Source organism: Photobacterium sp. GB-56 (assembly GCF_003026105.1).
Taxonomy (GTDB): Bacteria; Pseudomonadota; Gammaproteobacteria; order Enterobacterales; family Vibrionaceae; genus Photobacterium.
Window position 1 is genome coordinate 222,488 of sequence record NZ_PYNW01000005.1, and the last position, 17,127, is coordinate 239,614.

Here is a 17,127-nt window from a genome sequence, read left to right on the forward strand (position 1 = left end):
ATTAAATGATCATCATGAATCATGCTATATTGATATTTATCACAGTTATTTTGTCTTATAGTGAAATCGTTTAGGCTAAATAGGTGACTTAAACTAAACATATCTATCATTCATATGAGTCCTTCAGGGAGAGACGTAATTTTTTATGACAAAGAATAATAAAAAAGCAAAGATTACATTTGCTCATATCAATGATACGCATTCAAATTTTGAACCATCATCTATATCACTGAATTTACCTGAACACGTTTTAGATACTGAATCCTCGGTTTATGCCAGTTGTGGTGGTTTTTCTCGTATTTCATCGGCAGTAAGTGAATTAAAAGCTGAAGCCTATTTGAATCAACGTGAATTCATGTTTTTACACGCAGGTGATTGTTTCCAAGGCACGTTATATTTCTCATTATATAAAGGTATGGCTAATGCTGTACTACTAAATGCGATTGGTGTTGAAGCGATGGCATTGGGAAATCATGAACTTGATATGGGTAACGACTGTGTCGCTGATTTTCTTGATCATACGCATTTCCCGTTACTGGCTGGTAATTGGGATCTGTCACAAGAAGTTCAAACCAAGTCTAATCCGCTGCGAGATAAAGCCAATGTTTACGGTTATGACAATAGCACTGCAACCGCTAAATATATTGTAAAAGATGTGCATGGTGAGCCTGTTGCGATTTTTGGTGTAGCGATCGAAAATATGGCCGGCATTGCGAACCCAGATCCCGATACTCACTTTATGAATGTCGAGACGGTTGCGCGTAATACTGTTCAGTATCTACATAAGCAGGGTATCAATAAGATTGTTGTGTTAAGCCATCTAGGCTATGACCACGATATTGAGCTTGCTCAAGCTGTTGATGGAATAGGCGTCATTATTGGTGGCCATACTCACACCATGCAAGGTGATTTCACCAACGTTGGTTACGGTAAAACTGATCAATACGCACACACTGTTAATAATACCTGTGTTGTACAAGCGGGTTGTAATGCATTGGCGGTAGGACATATAACATTAGAGTTTGCTGAAGACGGAACAATTGAGCAGGCGTTTGGTGCTAATCAACTATTACTAGGTCGTCAATTTACGGTAGATGCAAGCCGCACCGAGCATTTAGAAAGTGATGATCATGAAATCGTTCGTCATTTTTTAAGCCAGCAAGATAACATTCGTTTTGTAGTGAAAGATCCTATCATTGAAAATATACTCAATGAGCACTATCGCCCTGCGGTACGTGCACTGCAAACTGAAGAAATTGCTGTTATTAATGAGCCGCTTCGTCATATTCGTATTCCTGATCAACGAGGTCCAAGTCAAATTGCTCCTTGGGTGGTTGAAAGTTTCGTCTGGAAAGCCCGTGAGCTAGGTCATAACGTCGATTTTGGTATTCATAACGCTGGTGGCGTTAGGTGCTCATTAAATCCAGGTATTATTACGCCTGCAGATATTGCAGGGAAATTACTACCTTTTGCTATTGGTATTATGATTTATAGCGTTAAAGGTAAACGTATTCGTCAAGCGCTTGAAGGAGCGATTGATAATGCGATTAGTAACGGTGTAGATGGGACTGGTGATGGAAGTTTTCCCTATGTAGCAGATCTTCGTTACACCTATCGCTGTTGTGCTGTGAAAGGTACACGCATTGAGTTATTAGAGCATTTACAAGACGGTAAGTGGATACCTGTTGAAGATGATAAAGTTTATAGTTCCGTTTCATCGGGCTATACCGCAACAGGTAAAGAAGGCTATGCGCCATTATTAGATTACGTTAAAGAGCCTATGCCGCTTAACGTTACAATGGCTGATGCTTTTGAAGCTTATGCAAAACAGAAAAAATACTTTGATGTACCAGTAGATAATAATACGGTTTATATTCCCTGTACTGGTAATCAAGATGTCGCCTAAATACTAGCTAAACTCATCGATAGAAACAAAGCTTAAGCCGACTAACAAATTACCGTTAGTCGGCTTTCTTTTTATCGACAAATGAATCTTGGTTTTCAAATTTAGTCTTGGCGATGAGTTTAAGAAGAACAGGTAATGTATAAGTCGGAATTTGAATCGCTGCCATCAGTGCTAAATATTCAAATCCTAAATAACTGCTTGCTATGGTGTAGGTAAGTAATACATTACGATTAGTTGCAGTAATGGCATACAGCGTTTTGGCTTGTTGATTTTTCTTATAATAGGTTAAGTAAGTGATACCGAAAAATAATCCGCAAAGTAAACAGCCTAGCAGTAAATAGCTCATCCCTTCGTGTAATGAACGTTCAAACATTTCCCTCAAAGGAGCGACAAGCCCAAGCGGAAAAGCAAAAATTAGCAGAACGGTTAACTTAGATATTCTGTGATGAATTTTCTGTAATAGTGTTGGGTTTATCATTTTGTAGCAAAGCGCAGAAATAGCCATTGGTCCAATAATGAATATCGTTAGTCGTTGTATATATTGGATAAAATCCAAAGTTACTGTGTCACTTTGAAGTAAAGTAAGGTTAAAAAATAATATGATCGGCATCATTAATGTTGAGGCAATCGTTAATGCCATCGCATGCAATACATCAAAGCCTAAGGTTTTCGCTATGGCAGGGGTCGCAAATAATGTACCTGTCGCCGTTACCGCCGTTATAGCGATAAATAGTGGGGTTGAAATGTTAAAGATATATAGCAATACAGCGGCGAATAAAGTGAGCCCTAGGCTATGGAAAAGCGCATAAGACCAAACACTTTTAGATAACAACTTGCGGATAAGTAACTCTTGTTTAATTCCTAATAAAGTAAAAAGCATCAGGAAAAACAAGATATACGGTAAAGCAGGGAAGACAATACGACTAATACTTGGAAAGCTAAAACCGACGACACCTGCAAACATCAATAAAATAGCAGAATATTTATTAAGAAAAAAAAGCATAAGTTAAAAATCCTTTTGTTAACTTATTGTTATCATTGTTTTTGTTCAAATACAAAAAAAGATTCTATTTGAAACAAAAAACTAAACATTTAGTAATGTAATCGTTCTTAATAGTCTTTTGTGCTTTAGGGTAATAATCGTTAGTAATCAAGTGTTAACACATAAGAAAAACTAATGCTATGAAAGAAATATTGTCATTTATAGGTTATGTAAACAGACGATAAACTACTCGTGTTTATTGAATTTAATACCTTTTTCAGGGGCAATCATGGCACATACATTTGATGTGGACGCAGCTACAACGTTACATCTTCAGGATAAAAAAAGTTATGAAGTAACGATCAAAGGATTGATTGCACACCTATTTGATATTGTATTTAACCGATCAAAAAAGTCAGTCGCTTACAGTATTGAAGATATCCCAGTTCATTTACAGAAAGATATTGGCATCTATCGATAACATTTTGTATTGAGATTTTTAAAGTCGGCATGATTGCCGGCTTTTTTTTGCTTAAAATTCCGCTATAACCGCCTAAAAATAGTGGGTACTATTTGGCTTTAGTTAAAGTAAAATATTCATTGCTAAAAATAAAAATATTATTAAATGATTTAGTCGTAGGAGTATAAAAATGGGCTTTTTTTCAAAGCTATTTGGTTCTAAAAAATCAGAGGTTACCACTCAGGAAGTTGAGCCAACTCTTTATAATGGTTACTTAATTTATCCTGAGCCGAAGCAAGAAAGAGGGCAATTTAGAATCGCTGGAAGAATTTGTAAAGAGATCGACGGAGAATTAAATACACACCACTTTATTCGTTCAGATTTACTCAGCTCTCGTCATGATGCGGAAACATTTATGATTAAAAAAGCAGAAATGTTTATTAAACAAATGGGCGATAAAATGTTCAAATAAAAGCTGTAGTAATATTCAACAAATTTCATTGCAATTGTAATGGTATAAAAGTATCTTTTTAAACATTAAAAATGAATTTTACATTATATCATTATCCTATTGTGAATATTCATATGACAAAATTATCAGTTAAGCATATTTAAAGTTGGTTGTTTTTTAAAACAATAAGTTGATTAGGTTAAATATTGTTTATTGAGTATATAGCTGACAATTATCGTTTTAGAGTCAAAAGCAGATAGAAAGTGTGATTCAGTCATTATTTTTAAATGTACTATTATGGATGCTAGAAATATAAATGTAGTTTAATTTCAGTAGTGTAATGACAGTCACTAGGGTTTTTGACTTGTAGATATGGGGATTTTTGTATTTTTACTACAAAAAGCTTGATGTTGCTTGCTGGGTTGGATACAAAATGATTATGTTTTAGCCAATGTACAGGGAATAATAATGCAGATTGGTGTACCGAGAGAGGTACTCGCTCATGAGACGCGAGTAGCTGCAACACCTAAAACGGTCGAGCAGATATTGAAAATGGGGTTCAGCGTTGTTGTTGAACAAGGAGCTGGACGTTTAGCAAGCTTTGATGACGCTGCTTATGAAGCGGCAGGGGCAACGGTTGTCTCAACTGATGAAGTATGGCAATCGGATTTTATTTTTAAAGTCAATGCACCGCAGGTTAATCCTGTAACAGGTGTAGATGAATTTGAGCTCATCAAAGAGGGTGCAAGCTTAGTTAGTTTTATTTGGCCTGCTCAAAATCCTGAATTATTAGAAAAACTATCGTCTAAAAATATTAATATTATGGCGATGGATTCTGTACCGCGTATTTCACGTGCACAGGCGCTTGATGCCTTAAGCTCAATGGCAAATATCGCAGGTTACCGTGCTGTTGTTGAAGCCGCTCATGAGTTTGGTCGATTCTTTACTGGTCAAATTACCGCTGCAGGTAAAGTGCCTCCAGCGAAAGTCCTCGTTGCTGGTGCTGGTGTTGCAGGTCTTGCCGCTATTGGTGCTGCTGGTAGCCTTGGTGCGATTGTTCGTTCTTTTGATGTTCGTCCTGAAGTTAAAGAACAAGTTGAATCAATGGGCGCTGAATTCCTAGAAGTTGATTATAAAGAAGATACTTCAACGGGAGATGGCTACGCTAAAGAAATGTCTGATGAATTCAATAAAGCGGCTGAGCGTTTATACGCAGAGCAAGCGAAAGATGTCGATATCATCATTACTACCGCACTTATCCCTGGGCGCCCAGCACCAAAATTGATCACCAAAGAAATGGTAGATTCAATGAAATCAGGCAGTGTTATTGTCGATCTTGCTGCTGCGAATGGCGGTAACTGTGCATACACTGAAGCAGATAAAGTTGTTACGACACCAAATGGTGTAAAAGTTATCGGCTATACAGATATGGTTGGTCGCTTACCAACACAGTCTTCTCAGCTCTACGGAACAAACCTTGTTAACTTACTTAAACTGCTTTGCAAAGAGAAAGACGGCAATATTGATATCAATTTTGATGATGAAGTATTACGCGGTCTAACGGTTGTTAAAGCGGGTGAATTAACGTGGCCTGCGCCACCAATTAAAGTTTCTGCGGCAGCTCAACAGCCAAAAGCGGCGGCTAAAGTTGAACCTAAAGTTGAAGAGCCAACATCACCGGTTAAGAAATTTGGCTTAATGGGCGCGGGGATTGCGCTATTTGCTTGGATTGCTAATTATGCTCCAGCAGAGTTTTTAACGCACTTCACTGTATTCGTCCTTGCATGTGTCGTTGGATACTACGTGGTTTGGAATGTATCCCACTCTTTACATACTCCTTTAATGTCAGTAACTAACGCTATCTCGGGCATCATTATTGTTGGTGCTTTGCTCCAAGTCGGTCAGGGAAATGGGGTGGTATCCTTCCTCGCGTTTATTGCTGTTCTCATCGCTAGTATTAATATCTTTGGTGGCTTTACGGTGACCAAGAGAATGCTAGAAATGTTCCGTAAAGATAAATAAGGAGTAACACATGTCTGCAGGAATCGTACAAGCAGCTTACCTTGTTGCTGCCGTACTGTTTATCATGTCTTTAGCGGGACTGTCTAAGCAAGAAACAGCACGAAACGGTAATTACTTTGGTATTGCTGGTATGGCAATCGCTCTGATTGCTACTATCTTTGGTCCTCACACTGAAGGCACAGTTTGGATTATCCTTGCGATGATCATTGGTGGTGCAATTGGTATTTTCTACGCTAAAAAAGTAGAAATGACAGAGATGCCAGAGCTTGTTGCTATGTTACACAGCTTTGTAGGTATGGCTGCGGTATTAGTAGGTTTTAATACTTACTTAGATCACGGTGACCTTACAGGTGTAATGTTAAACATTCACTTGGTTGAAATTTTCCTTGGCGTATTTATCGGTGCAGTAACTTTTACCGGTTCGTTAGTTGCATTTGCTAAGTTACGCGGATTAGTTTCATCATCAGCACTAATGCTTCCTCACCGTCACAAATTAAACCTGTTAGCGCTTGTTGTTTCAGCACTATTGCTAGTTTGGTTTGTACAGTCAGAAGGTTCATTAACGGCGCTAATCTTAGTAACACTTATTGCGTTTGTATTTGGTTACCACCTTGTTGCTTCAATTGGTGGCGCTGATATGCCTGTGGTTGTATCCATGCTTAACTCTTATTCTGGTTGGGCTGCAGCAGCGGCGGGTTTCATGTTAGCAAACGACCTTCTAATCGTAACAGGTGCATTAGTAGGCTCTTCTGGTGCTATCCTTTCTTACATTATGTGTAAGGCGATGAACCGTTCATTTATTAGTGTTATCGCTGGCGGTTTTGGTTCGGATGGTACAGCAGCAAGCTCTGATGAAGAATACGGCGAACACCGTGAAGCTTCAGCAGAAGAAGTGGCTGAAATGCTAAAAGATGCACGCTCAGTTATCATTACTCCAGGATACGGCATGGCGGTTGCTCAAGCGCAATATCCTGTTCACGAGATCACAGATAAGTTACGTGCAAAAGGCATTGATGTTCGATTTGGTATTCACCCTGTTGCTGGTCGTCTACCTGGACACATGAACGTGCTATTAGCTGAAGCAAAAGTGCCTTATGACATCGTGTTAGAAATGGATGAGATCAATGATGATTTCCCACAAACTGATGTTGTACTTGTTATTGGTGCAAACGACACTGTTAACCCTGCCGCGATGGAGGATCCTAACAGTCCAATCGCTGGTATGCCTGTACTTGAAGTCTGGAATGCCAAAGAAGTGGTTGTGTTTAAGCGTTCAATGAGTACTGGTTATGCTGGGGTTCAAAACCCATTATTCTTTAAAGATAATAGCCATATGTTGTTCGGCGATGCTAAAGACTCATGTTTGAAAATACTTGAGCACCTGTAAATCGTTAATAGTAAAGTAAACAATGCCACTCACATGAGTGGCATTTTTATTTCTAATCACTATTTAATAAATAACTCCAAAGCAATGTTTCGCTCGAATCGGGCAAATAACGTAGAGAGATCCGTCAACACAACATGCATAAAATTAATATCTTTTGATTGAGTAAAAGAAGCCGAAGCAACGAAGGCTTCACAAGTCACTTCTCTGGTGAGTATTTAATATAGATAATTTTTATCCTTTTTAAGTATAAAGCCTTTGCCTTATGGCATGAATTGACCGATATTTAATGTTTGCATTTTTTTACATGACATAACTTTGACAATTTAGTGAGAAATAATGTTAAAGTATATGAATGAAAACGTATGTTCTTTTATTCTCACTCTTATTTACTACTGCTAGCCATGCTGAAGGTGTTTCATTACCTGAAAGATTGGCGGCTGTTCGAACAGATTTATTGGAAAGTGAACCTGTATCTACATACGACTTTCGTAAACTACAAAGTACCTATCCAGCACCTTTACTGTTGCCTTCTAGCTTATTACCTCAAACTAAAAAGTATCCTCTTTCAGCACTGAGGCAGCTATATCAAAACTCGTTAACATGTAAGGGCCCGTGGCCTTATTCACCATTGGTAACACAGCCTGTAGTTTTTACTCGAGCTATTTGTAATAAGACAACGTTACCAAAAGGGTGGTTTGTTCGTTCAGGATATATTCATCCCGGCGGTGGTAGTTATGCATATCGTTATTTAGCTGAACACCCAGGAAAGGTGTCAGAACTCAGTAAGTTTTTGCATATTAAAGAACACCCATTAGCGTCATCGACAACCTTACTTGGTCGTTTACAACGAATGAATAGCGATGAAATTAAAGTATTAATCTCTGGTGCTCGTTTCTTCATTGCGAACGGTGAACTATGGGTACGAAATGGTAATGTCTATAACCTTTATAACCAGTCAACATGGTTAAAGGTCTTAGCCCGTCATGGTTTGCATTTAAAACGCTTAAATCGTCATGATTTTTGTTTAGCTCAGAATGGAAATATATGTTGGCGTGAAGAGAATAAGTCGCACTTAACGTATTACTTACTGGTATGTTTGTTGGTAAGTAATGCATTATTACTGGTAAGTTGGGGAGTTTATCGTTTCCGTATTCGTCGCCGAGATATGCAAGAACGCATGTTAGTTCTACAAATTTTGACGCATGAATTAAGAACGCCTATAGCAAGTTTAGCGATGACTGTTGAAGGATTTAGACGCCACTTTGATGAATTACCAGAAGGTCTGTATGATGAGTTTAGGCGTTTGACTGATGATTCAAGACGATTACGACAGTTAGCTGAAGCAAGTAAAGATTACTTACAAGCTAACCAACAACAATTAAGTACGCAAGAAGTTGAATCCGTCAATGAATGGTTAGGCTATCTTGCTGAAGAGTATGATGTAACTTTACATCTTGCTGAAGATAGAAGTGTTCACGTAAATATTTATTGGCTTGGTACATGTTTAGATAACTTATTTTCTAATGCTCATAAATATGGCGTAGCACCAATTACATTAACAACTTCATACTATGATGGAAAACTTAAAATTGTGGTTCAAGACCAAGGCCCATTAACTGCCAAAGATTGGTCTAAACTGCGTAAACCTTTTGTTAGTGAACAAGGTTTAGGTTTAGGTTTGACGATTGTAGAATCAATGATTAATAGAATGGGGGGGAAATTGAAATTAATAGGCCCACCAACCACCTTTATATTGGAGATACCGTGTGAATCAAACTCTGCTACTGGTTGAAGATGACCGCAACCTTGCTGATGGTTTACTCGATTGCTTAAAGCAAGCTGGTTATAACTGTTTATATGCAGATTGCGCTAGTAAGGTAGACGCTTTATGGAAAGAGGCCGATCTTGTTGTTCTAGATCGTCAATTGCCTGAAGGTGACTCATTAAATTATTTAGGCTCATGGCTTAAAAAGAAGCACGTTCCTGTTATTTTATTAACTGCAATGGTATCGATTAACGATAAAGTTGTTGGTTTAGATTCTGGTGCAAAAGACTATCTAACGAAGCCTTTTGCTGAAGAAGAATTACTTGCACGAGTACGCGTACATCTTCGTGGTGACGATGAAGATACTGCAGCAGCTAATATCATTAAAGTCGGCGATATCATTATCAATCAAGAAAGCCGTGAAGTCATTTTTGATAATGAAAATATTACGTTAACGCGTACTGAATTTGAACTTCTTGTATTCTTATCAAAAAATGCAGGTCGTGTATTTACACGTGACGAATTACTTGATCAAGTTTGGGGTTATAACCACTACCCAACTACACGTACGGTTGATACTCATATTCTGCAATTACGTCAAAAATTACCAGGTATTGATATCGAAACATTACGTGGTGTCGGCTACCGTATGAAGCCATAAGTACTGGTTATTAAATGAGAAGAATAACCTTTTTCTTGTGTCAGTTAGGTATTATTAACGCTTTATTCTTAATACCTAACGCCAACGCAGCTTGGTTTGTAGATCAAAGCTCTTATGCGGCTGCCCATCGACATTTACTTGAAGGTCAAACTGATAAATCATTTGAATCGATTATAGAGGCTTGGCAGCAATCTCCGACAACAGATCAGAAAGCGAATCTTAATGGTTTGCTTGATCTTGCGATTACAGAGGACTGTGGCCATAGCCTTGATAATACAGTTTTACCTTCTTGGTTATCCAAGTTATCGATTGAGCGTTCTGTGGTTCAAAACATTAATCAGCAGTTACTTAAGTTATCGATTGTTGGTTCAACACGAGTTAACATTACGAAGATCAGTTTTTCTAAGTGGCCTAATGATAATTTAATTGATGCCAAACCTGTGGTTGATGATGGTGGTTACTTTACGGTTGATGCGAAAAAGCTCGATCATAAAGTAGAAGCAGGATTATATAAGTTAACGATTATCGCTGATGGTGAACCCGCTTGGAATAAATGGATTGTGCTTAATGAGCCGCCAGCCAAACAGAACTTAGGTTGGAAAGACAGCAATTCATGGCGTATTGATCATGTGGCTAAATTGAATTCATCATGTCCTGCGCCGAGTTTGTCGATAAAACTGTATGACTTAAATGATACAGATTGGCGACCATTATGGAGCGAACAAACGGACATTTATCTGCCGACTAAGTTACCCAAACTTAATATCCCTGAAGGGCGATATTGGCTTGATGTTGGCTTAATTAAAAGTCGATGGCAAGGTGAGATATCTATTTTAGACATTCAAAGTATCACTCGACCCATTGATTACTCTGATGATACTCATTAAGTTTAAAACCACTTTATACGAGTGGTTTTTTTATACTCTTAAACATGTATAATTAATACATGTTTAAGGTGGTGAAAATTATGCAAATTATCGACAAAGCAAAAGAAGATAAAATACCTGCAATTTTACGATTAGGCTTTCGACCGTTTTTTCTTGGAGCAAGTGCTTTTTCAGTTATCGCAATGATAATGTGGGCATTGTTCTGGTCAGGTGAGTTTCAATTATCTAGTTTTATGTATTCAAATCCTATTTGGTGGCATAGCCATGAAATGCTATTTGGATTTTCAGGCGCAGTCATTATTGGTTTTTTATTGACGGCTGTACAAAACTGGACAGGGCAAACAAGTATTAAAGGCACTAAACTACTTCTGGTTTTCAGCCTTTGGTTGATTGCTCGTATCGGTTTAATGATGGGCTCAGTTAGCAGTCTTTGGCTGTTTATTGATACATTATGGATTGTCGTGGCTATCTACTATCTTGCAATACCAATCATAAAAGTTAAACAGTGGCGTAATCTTTTCTTTGTACCCGTTTTACTACTGTTTGCTTTTACCAATATTCAATTTCATTTCATTGCATTAGGCAAGAGTCATCAATCTATTGCTGATATTGCTTTACCTGTCGTGCTTGTCGTTACTGTGATTACCTTAGTTGTTGGTGGTCGGGTTATCCCATTTTTTACTTCACGCGGAACAAATACTGAAGTTATTAAACGAATTAAAACGATTGAATATCTTGCACTTATACCTGCTTGGTTGTTGCTGCTGGCGACATTCTTTATAAATAACGCAACAATAAATGGGGTTATTGCTCCGTTGTCGATCGTTGCGGCTACAACTAACTTTGTTCGTCTTTATCGCTGGCGCACAATCTCAACACTCCGTATTCCACTGTTGTGGTCTTTGCATCTTGCTTACTTGTCTTTAATTATTGGTTTATTTTTGCTTGGTTGCAGCTTTTACACAACAGCGATCAGTGAGTCTATTGCTATTCATATTATTACCATCGGCGGACTAGGCGGAATGATACTAGCAATGATCTCGCGTGTATCTTTAGGACACACTGGTCGTAAATTGCAAGTTGGGCGTTTTATGCTGGTTGCGTTTATTGCGTTATTTTTGTCATTACTAGCACGAGTATTACTGACTACTGTCGCGCCTGCTTTGTTACTTGATGGCTATGTGATTTCTGCAAGTTTGTGGGCTGTTGCTTTTGGGATTTTCACCATCGTCTATTTTCCAGTACTCACAAAGCCCCGTGTTGACGGTCATCCAGGGTAAGTGACTAAAGTGAGAGTCTGTATTGATAAGCTTGATAATCAGTGACATTATCGGCTATTCACTCTAAAATAATGCTTCGTTCATCAACAAGAAGATAGTTATGTACAATCACACTCCAACGCTCAATCATGAACAACAACAAGAAGCTGCTGAGCGTATCCATGAGCTGATGGCGCAAGGTATTAGTAGTGGTGAAGCGATAATGATTGTTGCTCACCAGATCCGAGAAGCGGATATAAAGCGTCGTGAAGCGGCTGGTGAAACCTTCAGTGATGAAGAAGAGTAATAAAAAGAAGAGCTTAACGGCTCTTTTTTTATAATTGGATACTTTTATTTCAAATAAAAGCTTGTTCAATTGTATGCTTTTATTATACAAATAATAAAAACATAATTTTATTAGGGTAATTATATGAATGACCGATATTTACAGGCTCAAGCTTTTGCTAAAAGTCGACATGGCGAGCAAAAATACGGAGATTATCCTTACTACGTACATTTAGATACAGTTGCTGAATTTGCACGACCATATGGTATTGATACAATGATTGTAGCTCAACTACATGATGTGATTGAAGATACTGATACCAGCTTTGACGAGTTGGCAGACTTATTTGGTTTTACCATTGCTGACGCAGTGAATTACGTCACTGATGTGAAGTTAGAAGATCGAGCGAAACGAAAATTAGAGATAAATCAACGGTTATTATCACTTGATCCGGCTGAAGATGCAGCACGCCTAGCATTAATTGTTAAAACCTGCGATCGCTTAGCTAACGTTCAATCAAGCAGTAATAATTCACGCCGCCATTTTTTAATGTATCAAGCTGAGCATGACGCTTTTAAGCATGCTGTTTATCGTGCTGGTCTCTGTGATCCTTTATGGCAACAATTAGACGCGCTTATTCATTCAAAAGATTGTGTTAACTGTGCTTAATGCATGAAATTTTGTGGTTAGTTAATAAAAAAAGCCCGTGTATTTGATAAATACACGGGCTTTTTTATAAGTTGTTTATGACGACATATAGCTGTCAGTCATTATTCCTCATCGTAAATCGTCGGAATAGGTTGGCGCTTATGTTGGGTTGCTTTATAAATAGAGATTAAGCGATCGCGGACAAAATCGGTAACGGGTTTGCCTTCTAAGAAGTCATCAATCTGATCGTAAGAAACTTGTAAAGCATCCTCGTCAGCTTTTTGTGGCGCTAATTCTTCTAGGTCAGCTGTAGGTACTTTATAAACTAATTGTTCTGGCGCACCAAGTTTTGCTGCTAGAGCACGAACTTGACGTTTATTTAAACCAAATAGAGGTGCCAAATCACAAGCACCATCACCAAACTTTGTATAAAAACCGGTAATGTTTTCAGCTGAATGATCGGTACCAATAACTAAACCGCCGACAAGCCCTGCAATCTCGTATTGAGCAATCATACGTGTGCGAGCTTTTACATTGCCTTTCACGAAATCAACTTTAGCGTTGTCGCTAGGAATAAGCCCAGTATTTTCTAATGCAAAAAGGGTGCTTGCATGAGTGCCATCAACACCATTTTTAATATTAACGCTGACAGAGTGACTAGGCTGGATGAAGCTTAATGCGAGTTGTGCTTCGTCTTCATCTTGTTGTTCACCATAGGGGAGACGAACGGCAATAAACTGGTACTCGTTGCTGTTAGACACTTGGTTTAAACCATCAACAGCAAGTTGAGCAAGGCGACCACATGTTGTTGAATCCACGCCACCACTAATGCCTAGTACAAGTGATTTACAGCCTGATTGTTTAAGTTTTTTTTGAATAAATTCAACTCGGCGTTGGATTTCAAAATCAACGTCAATGACTGGTAGCACGCGCATTTCAGTGCGGATAAGCTGTTCCATGGTATATGAATCCTTAAGAGAGTTAGCCCAAATATTAATCATTTGAAGCGATATAATGGCTAAATGAGAGATAAACCATTACACCTTTGGCAAAATCATGCGATAACTCGTTATTATGATCAATGCTAAAGATAGATATTACTAAAATTAAGGGGCATTTTCCTATTAAATGCTTAAATAATAGTTACATCATTAGAAATCTCTAGTGTGAATATAAGTAAATTGATAGAACAAAAGGTTTGATGGATGAAACAAACACTTGCTATATTCGGTAGCGCTTTTAATCCGCCTAGTTTAGGGCATCGTTCGGTTTTAGAACGATTAACGCATTATGACGAAGTGCTTTTACTTCCAAGTTACAATCATGCTTGGGGTAAGAATATGTTGGATTATTCATTACGTTGTGAGTTAGTTTCTGCTTTTATCGATGACATTTCCCAAGATAATCTCGTGCTGTCCACGTTAGAGCAAGATATCGCAGTAGGTGATGAGGCGATAACAACCTATGCGGTACTTGTTGAATTACAAAAGCGTTACCCAAACCATCAAATTACATTTGTTATTGGTCCTGATAATTTCTTGAATTTTGGAAAATTTTTCAAGTCAAATGAAATACTTAGTCAATGGCAAGTGCTTGCATGTCCTGAAACGGTGCCGATTAGAAGTACGCTAATTCGAGAAGCATTAGCTAAAAATCAAAATATCAGTGATTTAACAACGGCAAGTGTTAGCCAGTTATTAATGACAGACGAGCGTTATCATTTTTAACTTTAGGGGATATGGCGAAGTGTTTAAACAAATCTCATTTGGTGTTTTTTGTTGCTTATTATTTATGTTTTCTTCGTCAACTTACGCTTTCAAATGCAAAAATTATTATTCTTTAGATACTGTTTCTCAGCCTTTTAGTATCGATTATCTAAATAATACCAAAGACTGCTCAGCACCTATTTATAGCATTGATCGCAACAATAATATAAACCATTCGCTAATGTTTTCACGCCACGATAACGCTATACCATGGAAAATTGATTCTAATAGTTATGGTGATAAATTCTGGCTACACTGGGATGATAAATTTGCAGACTCACCTGTTTTAATGGATCACAATTCATCGACGTTTTATGGTTTAGGTTTTTGGATGCCGACTAACGATGATGATGAAGCATTCACAAGTGCAGCAGGGGCTGAAGATTGGATATTAAACCATGGACTGCAAATGAGTTTAGGCTTTGGTGATATTAGTGGTCAAAAACCACGCGTGAGGTTTGATTATCGTTGGCATAATAATAGCCATGTTGAAGATGGCGTATCTATGCAAGTTCATATCCCTCTGAATTAAAAAACGCCCATGTTAAGGGCGTATTTCATTTAGCGTAAGCTTTCACCTAAAATTGGCAAAGAAAGTGCGTCTACCATTTGTTCTGTCGTATTCAATTGAGCCGCAATTTGTGGGAGCTTTCGTCCTGAACGACTTAGCTTAAGTACTTCTCGCATTAGAATGCAGGCTTCACACTCTTTTACTGTCATATTCATTACAGATTCAAGGCTTGATATGGCTGTTTTTTCAGTTATTTTATTGCCTTTTAGCATTAATGCTAATGAATTATGATGCTGCTTATTGATCGCTGGACAAAGTGATTGAGTCGACACAGAAAGTTTTTCAACTTTATCTGCAATGACTTTTAATAAACGACCTTCTGCGCCATCCCATTTATGATCTTGAACGGGAGATTTTGCCAATTCATCAAGCACAGCTCTTACGAGCGATGACACAACAAAAAAGCCTGCATCAGTGCATAGTGGCTGTGTCATACGAACCGAAAAGGCCACTTGGTAAAATGTTGCACCAGGTAGCACTGTGATGGCATGTAAACAATCAAATGGGATCCAGAAACCATGACCCTTAGTGATCATGTGCTCTTGTTTACCTAATCGGATTAACACACAACCATTCGTTACAACAATAAAGTAAGAAGATTGGCTCTTTTTGCGTGAACCAACAAAAAGAAAAGGGTGTTCGTTATTTGAAAACTCAATAGCTTGTTTCATACTGACTCTCTTACACATAAGCATGCACATCTTCGTGTTTTTTTCTATTAGCGTCAACAAAGAGGGTTATGTATTAACTAAATACTGTAGATATCATTTCTTAATATGATCAAATTGGTGCAAAAAATAGCAGCTGCGATGAAAAAGTAGACAATTATATGAGGTATGACCTCCAACCATCACGGTTATTGACAGAGGTTGTTTGGTTAATCATTATTTATTAGTAAAATAACTCAGTTTTTTCAACATGAAGCATTACTGTGCATATAGATAACGATATTTATAAAGAAATTCGCCCGTATAATGACGATGAAGTCAGTGGTGCGATTCAACGACTCATTGATGATAAAGATTTTATCAACGCTATTTTAAAGTACCGTTTCCCACATGCGTCGGGCATGTTTGGTTGGTTGCTTATTCCCCTTATTAAACGTTTCCTTGTGAAGAAATGGTCAGGCATTAAATCGGTCAAAGATATTCAAAATCAAGTTGCCAAATATATGCAAGGAACTATTGAACATTCATGTGACGGTGTAACGTGCACAGGCCTAGATAAATTAGACCCAAATAAGGCTTACTTATTCGTTTCTAATCATCGTGATATCGCGATGGATCCTGCAATGGTTAACTGGTGTTTATTTAAAGAGAACTTCAACACAGTACGTATTGCCATTGGTGATAACTTACTGAAGAAGCCTTGTGCAACAGAATTAATGCGTTTGAATAAAAGCTTTATTGTAAAACGATCCGCAAAAGGGCCACGTGAATTGATGAAATCACTTGGACTGCTTTCAAGTTATATCTCTCACTCTTTAGAAACAGGAAACAATATTTGGATTGCTCAAAAAGAAGGGCGTGCCAAAGACGGTAACGATAAGACAGATCCTGCTATTTTAAAAATGTTCTTTATGGAAGGACGTAAGCAGAAAATTCCTTTTTCCGAGTTTATGAGTAACTTAAACATTGTCCCTGTCGCGATTTCTTATGAAAACGATCCTTGTGATGTGGCTAAAGCTGAAGAACTTTATCAAAAAGCATCAACCGGTAGCTATGAAAAAGGTGAGTTTGAAGACATCGAAAGTATAGTACAAGGTATTGTAGGGCAAAAGCGTCGTATCCATATTAGCTTTGGTGACGTCATCAACAATGCACCAGAGACGCCTGAAGAATTAGCTGAAGAAATTGATCGTCAAATTACTGAAAATTACCATTTATTCCCAGCCAATTTCATTGCTGCGAATATTGATTCAGACATAGTGACAGACGAAGAAAGAAACAAGTTTGCCCAAAAACTTGAAAATCATAGTGACAGTGTTAATGATATCTTAAAGCAGATGTACGCGTTGCCTGCACTAAAAAAACAGCAACAACACTCTATGTAATAGCTATAAAACGATGTCGATTT

17 protein-coding genes are annotated in these 17,127 nt (G+C 37.9%); 14 read left to right on the plus strand and 3 right to left on the minus strand.

Annotated elements, in window-relative coordinates:
* The first annotated feature begins 145 nt into the window (after positions 1–145).
* On the plus strand, positions 146–1,906 hold the full coding sequence (locus C9J42_RS09225; RefSeq protein ID WP_107207171.1) for a bifunctional UDP-sugar hydrolase/5'-nucleotidase: 1,761 nt from the start codon (positions 146–148) through the stop codon (positions 1,904–1,906).
* A gap of 55 nt (positions 1,907–1,961) precedes the next feature.
* Here C9J42_RS09225 and C9J42_RS09230 read toward each other — a convergent pair whose 3' ends face one another.
* Entirely contained in the window at positions 1,962–2,909 is a 948-nt protein-coding gene (locus C9J42_RS09230; RefSeq protein ID WP_107207170.1) for a hypothetical protein, read from the minus strand.
* Between the two features lie 268 nt (positions 2,910–3,177).
* Between C9J42_RS09230 and C9J42_RS09235 the strand changes: the two genes are divergently transcribed.
* From C9J42_RS09235 to C9J42_RS09280, 10 genes are all read left to right on the plus strand, one after another.
* On the plus strand, positions 3,178–3,369 hold the full coding sequence (locus C9J42_RS09235; protein WP_107207169.1) for a hypothetical protein: 192 nt from the start codon (positions 3,178–3,180) through the stop codon (positions 3,367–3,369).
* Positions 3,370–3,538: 169 nt separating this feature from the next.
* Positions 3,539–3,820: an HlyU family transcriptional regulator gene (locus C9J42_RS09240; RefSeq protein WP_107301914.1), complete on the plus strand. Its 282-nt coding sequence runs from the start codon at positions 3,539–3,541 to the stop codon at positions 3,818–3,820.
* Between the two features lie 447 nt (positions 3,821–4,267).
* The gene (gene pntA, locus C9J42_RS09245; RefSeq protein ID WP_107301915.1) at positions 4,268–5,821 is read left to right on the plus strand and encodes a Re/Si-specific NAD(P)(+) transhydrogenase subunit alpha; all 1,554 of its coding nucleotides are present in this window, start codon (positions 4,268–4,270) and stop codon (positions 5,819–5,821) included.
* Between the two features lie 10 nt (positions 5,822–5,831).
* Positions 5,832–7,208: a Re/Si-specific NAD(P)(+) transhydrogenase subunit beta gene (gene pntB / locus C9J42_RS09250; RefSeq protein WP_107207166.1), complete on the plus strand. Its 1,377-nt coding sequence runs from the start codon at positions 5,832–5,834 to the stop codon at positions 7,206–7,208.
* Positions 7,209–7,560: 352 nt separating this feature from the next.
* Positions 7,561–9,000, plus strand: coding sequence for a sensor histidine kinase VxrA (vxrA, locus tag C9J42_RS09255; RefSeq protein WP_107207165.1), 1,440 nt, complete (start codon positions 7,561–7,563; stop codon positions 8,998–9,000).
* Positions 8,975–9,634: a response regulator transcription factor gene (locus C9J42_RS09260; protein WP_005365159.1), complete on the plus strand. Its 660-nt coding sequence runs from the start codon at positions 8,975–8,977 to the stop codon at positions 9,632–9,634. The genes vxrA and C9J42_RS09260 overlap by 26 nt, the downstream gene beginning before the upstream one ends.
* 14 nt (positions 9,635–9,648) lie before the next feature.
* Positions 9,649–10,521 (plus strand): DUF2861 family protein, encoded by an 873-nt coding sequence (locus C9J42_RS09265; RefSeq protein ID WP_233217638.1) that lies wholly within the window; start codon positions 9,649–9,651, stop codon positions 10,519–10,521.
* Positions 10,522–10,601: 80 nt separating this feature from the next.
* A complete protein-coding gene (locus C9J42_RS09270; RefSeq protein ID WP_107207163.1) occupies positions 10,602–11,801 on the plus strand; it encodes an NnrS family protein in 1,200 nt (399 codons plus the stop codon).
* 100 nt (positions 11,802–11,901) lie between these two features.
* A complete protein-coding gene (locus tag C9J42_RS09275) occupies positions 11,902–12,087 on the plus strand; it encodes a YoaH family protein (RefSeq protein ID WP_005365166.1) in 186 nt (61 codons plus the stop codon).
* Between the two features lie 123 nt (positions 12,088–12,210).
* The gene (locus C9J42_RS09280; protein WP_107301916.1) at positions 12,211–12,735 is read left to right on the plus strand and encodes an HD domain-containing protein; all 525 of its coding nucleotides are present in this window, start codon (positions 12,211–12,213) and stop codon (positions 12,733–12,735) included.
* Between the two features lie 101 nt (positions 12,736–12,836).
* Here C9J42_RS09280 and nadE read toward each other — a convergent pair whose 3' ends face one another.
* Positions 12,837–13,673, minus strand: a complete 837-nt coding sequence (gene nadE, locus C9J42_RS09285) for an ammonia-dependent NAD(+) synthetase (RefSeq protein WP_107207161.1) — start codon at positions 13,671–13,673, stop codon at positions 12,837–12,839.
* Positions 13,674–13,919: 246 nt separating this feature from the next.
* On the opposite strand from nadE, the gene C9J42_RS09290 reads away from it, so the two are divergent.
* Both C9J42_RS09290 and C9J42_RS09295 read left to right on the plus strand, forming a co-directional pair.
* On the plus strand, positions 13,920–14,441 hold the full coding sequence (locus C9J42_RS09290) for a nicotinate-nicotinamide nucleotide adenylyltransferase (RefSeq protein WP_107292281.1): 522 nt from the start codon (positions 13,920–13,922) through the stop codon (positions 14,439–14,441).
* Between the two features lie 19 nt (positions 14,442–14,460).
* Positions 14,461–15,012 carry a hypothetical protein gene (locus C9J42_RS09295; RefSeq protein ID WP_107207159.1) on the plus strand — a complete coding sequence of 184 codons (552 nt, stop codon included), beginning with the start codon at positions 14,461–14,463 and terminating at the stop codon, positions 15,010–15,012.
* Positions 15,013–15,041: 29 nt separating this feature from the next.
* Here C9J42_RS09295 and C9J42_RS09300 read toward each other — a convergent pair whose 3' ends face one another.
* The gene (locus tag C9J42_RS09300; RefSeq protein ID WP_107207158.1) at positions 15,042–15,722 is read right to left on the minus strand and encodes an AraC family ligand binding domain-containing protein; all 681 of its coding nucleotides are present in this window, start codon (positions 15,720–15,722) and stop codon (positions 15,042–15,044) included.
* A 260-nt stretch (positions 15,723–15,982) separates the two neighbouring features.
* On the opposite strand from C9J42_RS09300, the gene C9J42_RS09305 reads away from it, so the two are divergent.
* Positions 15,983–17,104 (plus strand): 1-acyl-sn-glycerol-3-phosphate acyltransferase, encoded by a 1,122-nt coding sequence (locus C9J42_RS09305; protein WP_107247394.1) that lies wholly within the window; start codon positions 15,983–15,985, stop codon positions 17,102–17,104.
* Positions 17,105–17,127: the final 23 nt, after the last annotated feature.

What these genes read in the sequence shown, in the direction of transcription:
- C9J42_RS09265 (WP_233217638.1), top strand. Translation starts at nt 9,649, where the DNA reads ATGAGAAGAATAACCTTTTTCTTGTGTCAGTTAGGTATTATTAACGCT.
- C9J42_RS09230 (WP_107207170.1), bottom strand. Translation starts at nt 2,909, where the DNA reads ATGCTTTTTTTTCTTAATAAATATTCTGCTATTTTATTGATGTTTGCA.
- pntB (WP_107207166.1), top strand. Translation starts at nt 5,832, where the DNA reads ATGTCTGCAGGAATCGTACAAGCAGCTTACCTTGTTGCTGCCGTACTG.
- vxrA (WP_107207165.1), top strand. Translation starts at nt 7,561, where the DNA reads ATGAAAACGTATGTTCTTTTATTCTCACTCTTATTTACTACTGCTAGC.
- nadE (WP_107207161.1), bottom strand. Translation starts at nt 13,673, where the DNA reads ATGGAACAGCTTATCCGCACTGAAATGCGCGTGCTACCAGTCATTGAC.
- C9J42_RS09290 (WP_107292281.1), top strand. Translation starts at nt 13,920, where the DNA reads ATGAAACAAACACTTGCTATATTCGGTAGCGCTTTTAATCCGCCTAGT.
- pntA (WP_107301915.1), top strand. Translation starts at nt 4,268, where the DNA reads ATGCAGATTGGTGTACCGAGAGAGGTACTCGCTCATGAGACGCGAGTA.
- C9J42_RS09225 (WP_107207171.1), top strand. Translation starts at nt 146, where the DNA reads ATGACAAAGAATAATAAAAAAGCAAAGATTACATTTGCTCATATCAAT.
- C9J42_RS09280 (WP_107301916.1), top strand. Translation starts at nt 12,211, where the DNA reads ATGAATGACCGATATTTACAGGCTCAAGCTTTTGCTAAAAGTCGACAT.
- C9J42_RS09270 (WP_107207163.1), top strand. Translation starts at nt 10,602, where the DNA reads ATGCAAATTATCGACAAAGCAAAAGAAGATAAAATACCTGCAATTTTA.
- C9J42_RS09240 (WP_107301914.1), top strand. Translation starts at nt 3,539, where the DNA reads ATGGGCTTTTTTTCAAAGCTATTTGGTTCTAAAAAATCAGAGGTTACC.
- C9J42_RS09235 (WP_107207169.1), top strand. Translation starts at nt 3,178, where the DNA reads ATGGCACATACATTTGATGTGGACGCAGCTACAACGTTACATCTTCAG.
- C9J42_RS09275 (WP_005365166.1), top strand. Translation starts at nt 11,902, where the DNA reads ATGTACAATCACACTCCAACGCTCAATCATGAACAACAACAAGAAGCT.
- C9J42_RS09300 (WP_107207158.1), bottom strand. Translation starts at nt 15,722, where the DNA reads ATGAAACAAGCTATTGAGTTTTCAAATAACGAACACCCTTTTCTTTTT.